5 protein-coding genes and 2 pseudogenes are annotated in these 6,000 nt (G+C 44.5%); 2 read left to right on the top strand and 5 right to left on the bottom strand.

Annotated elements, in window-relative coordinates; genetic code table 11:
- Nucleotides 1–44 precede the first annotated feature (44 nt).
- Nucleotides 45–380, bottom strand: a pseudogene (locus V756_RS01000000122660) (MFS transporter); the annotation flags it as partial.
- Nucleotides 381–387: 7 nt separating this feature from the next.
- Between V756_RS01000000122660 and V756_RS01000000122655 the strand changes: the two are divergent.
- Both V756_RS01000000122655 and V756_RS0116635 read left to right on the top strand, forming a co-directional pair.
- Nucleotides 388–1,151: pseudogene (locus V756_RS01000000122655) on the top strand (SulP family inorganic anion transporter); the annotation flags it as partial.
- Nucleotides 1,152–1,297: 146 nt separating this feature from the next.
- Nucleotides 1,298–2,218, top strand: a complete 921-nt coding sequence (locus V756_RS0116635; RefSeq protein WP_081719897.1) for a bile acid:sodium symporter family protein — start codon at nucleotides 1,298–1,300, stop codon at nucleotides 2,216–2,218.
- Between the two features lie 9 nt (nucleotides 2,219–2,227).
- Here V756_RS0116635 and V756_RS0116630 read toward each other — a convergent pair whose 3' ends face one another.
- The 4 genes from V756_RS0116630 to feuA are packed head-to-tail and all read right to left on the bottom strand — an operon-like array spanning nucleotide 2,228 to nucleotide 5,956.
- Nucleotides 2,228–2,932, bottom strand: a complete 705-nt coding sequence (locus V756_RS0116630) for an alpha/beta hydrolase (protein ID WP_050585669.1) — start codon at nucleotides 2,930–2,932, stop codon at nucleotides 2,228–2,230.
- A gap of 44 nt (nucleotides 2,933–2,976) precedes the next feature.
- Entirely contained in the window at nucleotides 2,977–3,987 is a 1,011-nt protein-coding gene (feuC, locus tag V756_RS0116625) for an iron ABC transporter permease FeuC (RefSeq protein ID WP_024715654.1), read from the bottom strand.
- Nucleotides 3,980–4,984: a FecCD family ABC transporter permease gene (locus tag V756_RS0116620; RefSeq protein ID WP_024715653.1), complete on the bottom strand. Its 1,005-nt coding sequence runs from the start codon at nucleotides 4,982–4,984 to the stop codon at nucleotides 3,980–3,982. The genes feuC and V756_RS0116620 overlap by 8 nt, the downstream gene beginning before the upstream one ends.
- Before the next feature lie 18 nt (nucleotides 4,985–5,002).
- Nucleotides 5,003–5,956 (bottom strand): iron ABC transporter substrate-binding protein FeuA, encoded by a 954-nt coding sequence (gene feuA, locus V756_RS0116615; RefSeq protein WP_024715652.1) that lies wholly within the window; start codon nucleotides 5,954–5,956, stop codon nucleotides 5,003–5,005.
- Nucleotides 5,957–6,000 lie beyond the last annotated feature (44 nt).

Genomic DNA, 6,000 nt, shown 5'->3' with positions numbered 1-6,000 from the left:
CCCCCTGTGAGAGTAGGACGCCGCCAAGCAAGGTAAAACCCAGCTCATTGAGCTGGGTTTTTTATTTTATATCTGTACTGATTTGCTTTCCTTTCCTCGGTATCCATGTTATTGGTCTTTCTGCTTTTCAAGTTCTCTAATACTTTTAAAACCAATACAATCCCCAGCATGACCAGCATGAGAGTTGTAAATAACCAAAATGCAGTTTGAACAGGGAATTCATCCAGACTCCATCCGACTGCGATTGGCAGGATAGAACCGCCTAATCCATTAGCAGCGAGTAGCATGCTTGTTGTTTGTTCTGTTTTTCCCGGGTAGAATTGATTGGTGATAATTAAAGCAATGGCAAACATCTCAGCCATAAATAATCCTAAAAGAAACAAAGTACAAACACTGCAAATCATTTTTCCTTATTCGATTGCTTTAGCGTTTGTCGGGTTGCTTGAATCTTTGCTGACAGCACAGATTATTGATGAAATGACAGATACGGACAGTGACAAGAATAAAGAGAGCCGCGGACAGGGAATTGCAAATATCGTGACTGGATTCTTTGGCGGAATGGCAGGGGGCGCGATGATCGCACAATCTGTTATTAACACAAAAGCGGGCGGACGTTTGTCTGCATTTATTGCCGGTGCTTTTCTGATGTTTTTAATTGCGGTGTTAAGTCATGTCGTGGTGAAAATTCCGATGGCTGCCTTAGTGGCTGTTATGGTGATGGTTTCTGTCGGCACATTTGATTGGTCTTCTTTAAAAGGCCTCAAAAAAGCGCCGATTACAGATTCAATTGTCATGGTTGTGACGGATGACCTTTCTAAAGGCGTATTCGTCGGCGCTCTCTTAAGTGCCGTGTTCTTTGTGGCAAAAATCTCGAAGCTTAAAATTGTTTCTCACGCAGAGAATCAAAAGCTGAGAACATATCAAGTAAAGGGGCAAATCTTTTTCGCGTCAGTGCTGATCTTACGAATGCGTTTATTTATCAAGAGGATATTGAGCGAGTCGTGATTGACTTGACTGAGGCTCACGTGTGGGATGATTCAGGAGCGGCTGCGCTTGATAAGATTGTTGCGAAATGTAAAGAGCAAGGCATTGAGGTTGAGTTAAAAGGTTTAAACCATGCGAGTAAAAACCTTATGAAACAGATGGCATAATGTATGAAAGTCCAGATTGAATAGATCTGGGCTTTTTTATGTGACATAGTGTTGAACAGCATTGATATAATAGAGAAAGAAACAAATTGTTAATAGGGGACTTGCATATGATGCTTCAGAAGCTGAACCGTGTATTGGGGAGGGTGATGCCGCTTTTAACGCCGACTAGTGTGGTGCTGGGCGTGCTGTTGTCTCAGTTTTTAAATGGATATGAAAGCGCTGTGCCTTGGATCTTTGCTTTTATCACGTTTGCAGGCAGTTTGAGCGCTAACTTTCAATCTTTGAGACATGCATTGTCTCACCCTCTTCCTATGATTCTTGCACTTTTTGTTCTTCATATTTTTATGCCGCTTTTTGCTTGTGGAAGCGGGCATCTTATCTTCAAAGGCGATTCTTTGACGATCACCGACTTGACATTGGCTGTTGTAATTCCTACCGGGATCACGAGCTTGATTTGGGCAGCGATGTACAAAGGGAATGTCGGTCTGACGCTTTCGATTATCTTGGTTGATACGGTTCTGTCGCCGTTTATCGTTCCGCTGAGCCTTTCATTGCTGGCCGGCGCTCAGGTTCATATGGATGTGTGGGGAATGGTGAAGGGGCTTATTGTGATGGTCGTAATTCCATCTTTCCTGGGCATGCTGTTTAATCAGATGTCACCTCCAGAAAGAACTGCATCTGTGAGCAGTGCGCTGTCTCCTTTTTCAAAACTATGTCTGATGGCCGTGATCGCGATTAACAGTTCGGCAATTGCTCCTTATTTCAAAGCGGTTGATTTGAGATTCATAGGAATAGCTGTGACGGTCTTCTTTATCGCGTTAACAGGCTATGCGGCTGCTTGGCTGATCGGCAAAATGATGAAAAGGCAGCAGGAGGAAATCGTATCTCTTATTTTTACGGGAGGCATGAGAAATATCAGTGCCGGCGCAGTTCTGGCCGTTGCGTTCTTCCCGTCCAAGGTTGCCGTACCCGTTGTCATCGGCATGCTGTTTCAGCAAATATTGGCCGCTTTGTTTGGTTATATGCTGAATCGTTTTGAATTAAAACCTGTTTTGCAGAAAGCATGAAAAAACCGCTCATTGGATTGAGCGGTTTTTTCCGTATAGCCATTCGAGGGCAGTGATGAACTGTTTGCAGAAGTACTTGCGGTGGTGCACTGCCCCTTTTTCAACTAAAAGACACAGATAGTCTTCTGTGAAGCCTTTTTCTTTGAGACTTTGATGCACTTGTATTGTATTCTGCAGCATATGTTGCTGAATGGATTGTTTATCACGGCCTTCTTCACTGCCGACAGACATATAAACACGTGCAGTCCCAGGTTTTAAAGAAGATAAATGAATGGTTTCAACTGCGTTCTCGTACCAGTATGAACCTGAGATAGCGCCTATTTTTCTGAATACTGTCGGATACTTTAATAAGGCGAACATTGAGATAAGGCCGCCTAATGAGGCACCGATCATTCCTCTTGATTGCGGTTCCCTGGTGACATTCCAGTTTTCTTCAATAAACGGAATAAAGCGGATTGTGATATCAGACAGATAGTGATACCCCAATCCGCCGAAGTCCGGAAACCGATCACTGAGTGATGCAGCTGGCCAAGGGGTGTATTCGTCAAGGCGGTTGTCAGGATCGATACCGATCAGCACAAGCTCAGGCAGTATGCGCTGTTGAAATTTGCCTTCTAATAATTCGGTGTGGTCTTGAAACAAAGAACTGCCATCCTGCACGTAAACAGCAGGAAATCTCTCAGTGTCCTGGCTGTAGGAAGGAGGGAGGTACAGCGTGAACCTCCTTTTGCCGGCTTTATGCTCAGAAAGAGATCAGTTCACGCATTTTCCCCCTTTTTTTGCTTGAAGAGCAAATATAAAAAATAAGGAACACCAAGGATCGCCAAAATGATGCCTGCAGGCACTTCCGCTGGCTGGAAAAACAGTTTTCCGGCAAAGTCTGCGCTGATCACAAGAAGCATGCCGATTAAACCGCTCAGCGGCAGGATAAAGCGGTGTTCGACACCGGCTAATCTCCGTGCAATATGGGGAGCAATTAAGCCGACAAACGCCATGCTCCCTGCTACAGAGACGCAGGCGCTGATAATCGCTACACAGGCTACCAGCAGAATGGTTTTTTCTTTATTTGATGAAATACCGAGACTTCTGACTGTGTCTTCATCAAAACGAATGGTGTCGAGCAAGCGGGATTTGGCGATAAGAATAGGTATAAACAGCAGCATCCATGGGAGAACGGCTGTGATATACGTCCAGTTGGCAGACCAAATGCTTCCGTTTTTCCACACCATGGCCATTTGATAGTCTTGCGGGTCCATTTTTAAAGATAAAAACAAAGACAGGGCGCTGAATCCTGAGTTGATCGCGATTCCTACCAGAATAATTCTTCCGGAATCTAAATGGCCTCTGTGCCATGCAAATATGTAAATCAGGATGGCCGCAATGAGTCCGCCTATCAATCCGAAAAACGGCATTCCCATCGCCGCAGCGATAGATGTCACCTCTTTCTGGCCTTGGAACAAGAGCATAAACGCCACAACACCGGCGCCCGCCCCTGCGTTGATTCCGAGAATTCCCGGGTCTGCAAGCCCGTTTCTTGTAATGGCTTGGATGACGGCGCCCGCAATGCCAAGACCGAGTCCGATAATGGCTGCCATGACAACCCGCGGCAGTCTTAAATCGAACAGCAAAATTTCATACTGCGGATTCGGATCGATCTGAAAAAGAGTGGAGAGCAGCTCAGCCGGACGAACAGAAAAGGATCCGCTCGTTAAGCTGAAATAGCTGACAACGAAAATTAAAGCGACGCACACGGCATATTTTTTAGCCATTTTGCTCCCCTCCTTTTCGTTTAATCAAATAAAGGAAGAAAGGCACGCCAATAATAGATGTCACGACTTCAATCGGTGTTTCAAACGGATAATTGATAAATCTGCTTGCGAGATCACACAGGGTTAAAAAGATTCCGCCCAATATGCAGGAACAAGGAATCAGCCTGCTGTAATCAGAGCCGACAAGAAATCTTGTGATGTGTGGAACAACCAACCCGACAAACGCGATTTTTCCAGCCAGCGCTACTGCACTGCCGGTTAAAATGATGACTGCAAGCATCGCCATAATTTTAATGGTTTTTTTCTTTTGCCCCAGACTTTTAGATATGTCATCGCCTAATGATACAGCGGTCACCTTTTTGCTAAGAGATATGGCCATTACGATGCCAATCAGGAAAAACGGAGCGGCCAGCTTCAGGAAATCGGGGTTCATTTGATGAAGTCTGGCGCTGTACCAGAAACTGAGATCCTGTGAAATTTGAAAATAAATCGACATGGCCGCTGATAAGCTGCTGAGCAGCATGCTTGTGACTGTGCCGATGATGGCAAGCTGCACGGGGGTAAACCCGTTGGGCATCATGGCGGCAAGGGTGAATACTAACACAGCTCCTAACGCTGAGCCGATAAATGAGTAAATGATCATTTCAATCGAAGACGATTGCGGAAGCAGAACCATACAAAGCGTGATGATAAACGCGGAACCATCTGAAACGCCCATAATCGATGGCGAAGCTAAATAATTGCGCGTAATGCCTTGCATAAGCGCCCCAGAAACAGCAAGGGCTGCCCCTATGAGCAGAGCGCCGGCAGCCCTTGGAATCCGGGAATGCCATATAATTTGATGGTCTGTGTTTCCCGGATCGAAATGAATAAGCGATGTAAAAACAATATCTGCGCTTAAATGCTTTGCGCCATAAAGGATTGAAAGCAGCAGCGACAGTGCAATTGCAAATGGAGAAGTAATCAATATGATACGTGTCCACTGTTTTGAATACATACAAAAACCTACTCTGAATTAGTTTTGTGTCAATTTTTCAGCAGCCGCTTTCAGGAAGCGGACTTTGCTCCAAGCTGTTCCGCCTTGTGCAAGAGGATCCACTGAGTTGACGTACACATGATCTTCTTTGACTGCTTTCAGGCTTTTCCAGATTGGATTTTTCTCTAAATCTTTTAATGCTTCAGGTTTGTCTGCATTTTCATCATCAGAAAATTGGACGAAGATATGGTCAGGATTCATTTCGCTTAATTTTTCTAATGAAATCAGCTCTTGTGCTTTTGCAGCTTTGACTTCGTCTGGCGCTTTAAGGCCTAAGTCACCATAAAGTGTGGAGTTGAAGTACACCTGCTCAGGGTAAATGTAAATGTTGCCTTGTCTGATTCGGATGACAAGCGCTTTTGAATCTTTTGTTTTTTCATTGATTTTTGTTTTTGTTTCTTTTAGATCCTGTTCATAATCTGCAATAATTTTTTTCGCCTTTTTCTCTTTTCCAGTCAGCTGGGCAAGCAGCAACATGTTTTCCTTCCAGTTTGAAGAGATATGAGAAACTGGGATCGTCGTGCCGGCTGTGCTTATTTTTTGCAGTGTTTTTTCCGGGAATTTAGTTGAAGCAAGGATGACGTCTGGTTTCATTTCTAGAATCTTTTCGATGTTTGGCTCCATTTTTTCCCCGGTTGATTGGGCTTTATCTGTGATGTCTTTGAACATATCAGGGAACTTGCCGGAGAATGAAATCGCACCTTGCGGATGAACGTTAAGCAGTTTCGCGTCCTCCATTGATTCAACGCTTCCCGTAATGGCAATTTTGTCTGTCGGTACTGTTACTTCATATGTTTTATCCAAGTATTCAATTTTCTTCTTCTCAGACGCTGTGCCGTTTGCTTTGCTGGCAGTCGATTCGCTTTTGCTGCCGCAGGCTGCTGCCGTCAGCGCGAGAAGCAAGATTAATAAGGTTAGAGATATCTTTTTCATCTATAGAGCCCCCTGTTCAATTGATAACTATTATCAATTGGAAT

This window comes from Bacillus tequilensis KCTC 13622, from assembly GCF_000507145.1.
GTDB lineage: Bacteria > Bacillota > Bacilli > Bacillales > Bacillaceae > Bacillus > Bacillus tequilensis.
The sequence above is the reverse complement of the archived record's forward strand: the minus strand, read 5'-3'. Positions and strand labels throughout refer to the sequence as shown.

Bases quoted from the DNA above. Each gene is read 5' to 3' on its own strand.
- V756_RS0116635 (WP_081719897.1), top strand. From the start codon at position 1,298: ATGCCGCTTTTAACGCCGACTAGTGTGGTGCTGGGCGTGCTGTTGTCT.
- feuC (WP_024715654.1), bottom strand. From the start codon at position 3,987: ATGGCTAAAAAATATGCCGTGTGCGTCGCTTTAATTTTCGTTGTCAGC.
- V756_RS0116620 (WP_024715653.1), bottom strand. From the start codon at position 4,984: ATGTATTCAAAACAGTGGACACGTATCATATTGATTACTTCTCCATTT.
- feuA (WP_024715652.1), bottom strand. From the start codon at position 5,956: ATGAAAAAGATATCTCTAACCTTATTAATCTTGCTTCTCGCGCTGACG.